The organism is Streptomyces graminilatus (genome assembly GCF_001418565.1).
GTDB classification, from domain to species: domain Bacteria; phylum Actinomycetota; class Actinomycetes; order Streptomycetales; family Streptomycetaceae; genus Streptomyces; species Streptomyces graminilatus.
Window position 1 is genome coordinate 3,492 of sequence record NZ_LIQQ01000518.1, and the last position, 1,187, is coordinate 4,678.

Below are 1,187 nucleotides of genomic sequence, written 5' to 3' on the forward strand. Positions count from 1 at the left end.
GGCACGACCTTGTTGTCGTGCGAGAGCCAGCCGTACACGGCTTCGACGAGGTTCATCCGGTAGTCGGCACTCGTCACACGGACGGTGGTCATGTTCAGGTGCCCGGTGGTCGCATAGGTCTTGCGCCCGGAAATCTGGAGTACCGGCTCGCCGCCGTGGTCCCCGAGAGTGTTCACGGTCGGCCCCGGTGACATCTCCGAATACGGCACGGTGATGAACACTCCGGCGCACAGGAGCGCGATCAGCATCAGGGTGGAGGCGAGCATCGTCGCGGTGCGGCGTGGCATGGCACGACAGTACGGGACGGTCCTGTCAGCACACCGTCAGGGCCGCCTGTTCGGTGTCTCAGGTGCGGGACTTCTCCATGGCCTCGCGGAATCGCTCGTAGCCGTCGAGCTCGGGGCCGTCACCGCGCGTCCTGCGCGTCCGGTTGGCCCAACTGCCCCACAGGCCGGCGCCGATCGCAGCCACAAGCGGAATCAGCAACCAGGCGAGTGCCGCCATGCCGACCTCCCAACCCCAAAGAGCGACCGCTACTGACTGATCAGCAGATTAACCTCCGCCGTGTCAACGCTCACGCGCGGGGGGCGGTTACGCAACCGGAGACGCCTCCCGCGCGGAGTCACCCGCCCGGCTCAGCAGGCGCCGACCCACTCCTCGGTGCCGTCGGAGAACGTCTGGTGCTTCCAGATGGGCACCTCGTGCTTGAGATCGTCGATCAGCTTGCGACAGGCGGCGAAGGCATCGCCCCGGTGCGCGCAGGACACGGCGACCACGACAGCGAGGTCCCCCACGGCCAGCTCCCCCACCCGGTGCACAGCGGCGAGGGCCCGCACCGGAAACTCGGCGACGACCTTCTCGGCGACACGCCGGATCTCGGCCTCGGCACTGGGGTGACACGAATACCCGAGCGCCGCGACATCGGCACCCCCGTCATGATTCCGCACGGTCCCGACAAACAGAGCGGTCCCCCCGGCGGACGCGTCCCCCACGGCCCGGAAGACCTCGTCCAGGGACAGCGGCACGTCCCGAACGGCAACCAGCTTGATGGGCTCCAGAGCCACCTGCTCACCGGGATGATCACAAAGAGATGCCATACCCCCATCGTGCCACCCCAGCCACCACCAGCCCGAGCGGCCTTCCCTCCTGACCGCCGTTCCAACCCAGGCCCAGGCACCCCCAGCCCG

2 protein-coding genes and 1 pseudogene are annotated in these 1,187 nt (G+C 68.2%); all 3 read right to left on the reverse strand.

What is annotated here, in order from left to right; genetic code table 11:
- A pseudogene (locus AOK08_RS47910) lies at positions 1-287 on the reverse strand (PDZ/DHR/GLGF domain-containing protein); the annotation flags it as partial.
- 58 nt (positions 288-345) lie between these two features.
- Positions 346-471, reverse strand: a complete 126-nt coding sequence (locus tag AOK08_RS48570) for a hypothetical protein (protein WP_277816055.1) — start codon at positions 469-471, stop codon at positions 346-348.
- 164 nt (positions 472-635) lie between these two features.
- Positions 636-1,097: a molybdenum cofactor biosynthesis protein MoaE gene (locus AOK08_RS34775; RefSeq protein WP_055533453.1), complete on the reverse strand. Its 462-nt coding sequence runs from the start codon at positions 1,095-1,097 to the stop codon at positions 636-638.
- Positions 1,098-1,187 lie beyond the last annotated feature (90 nt).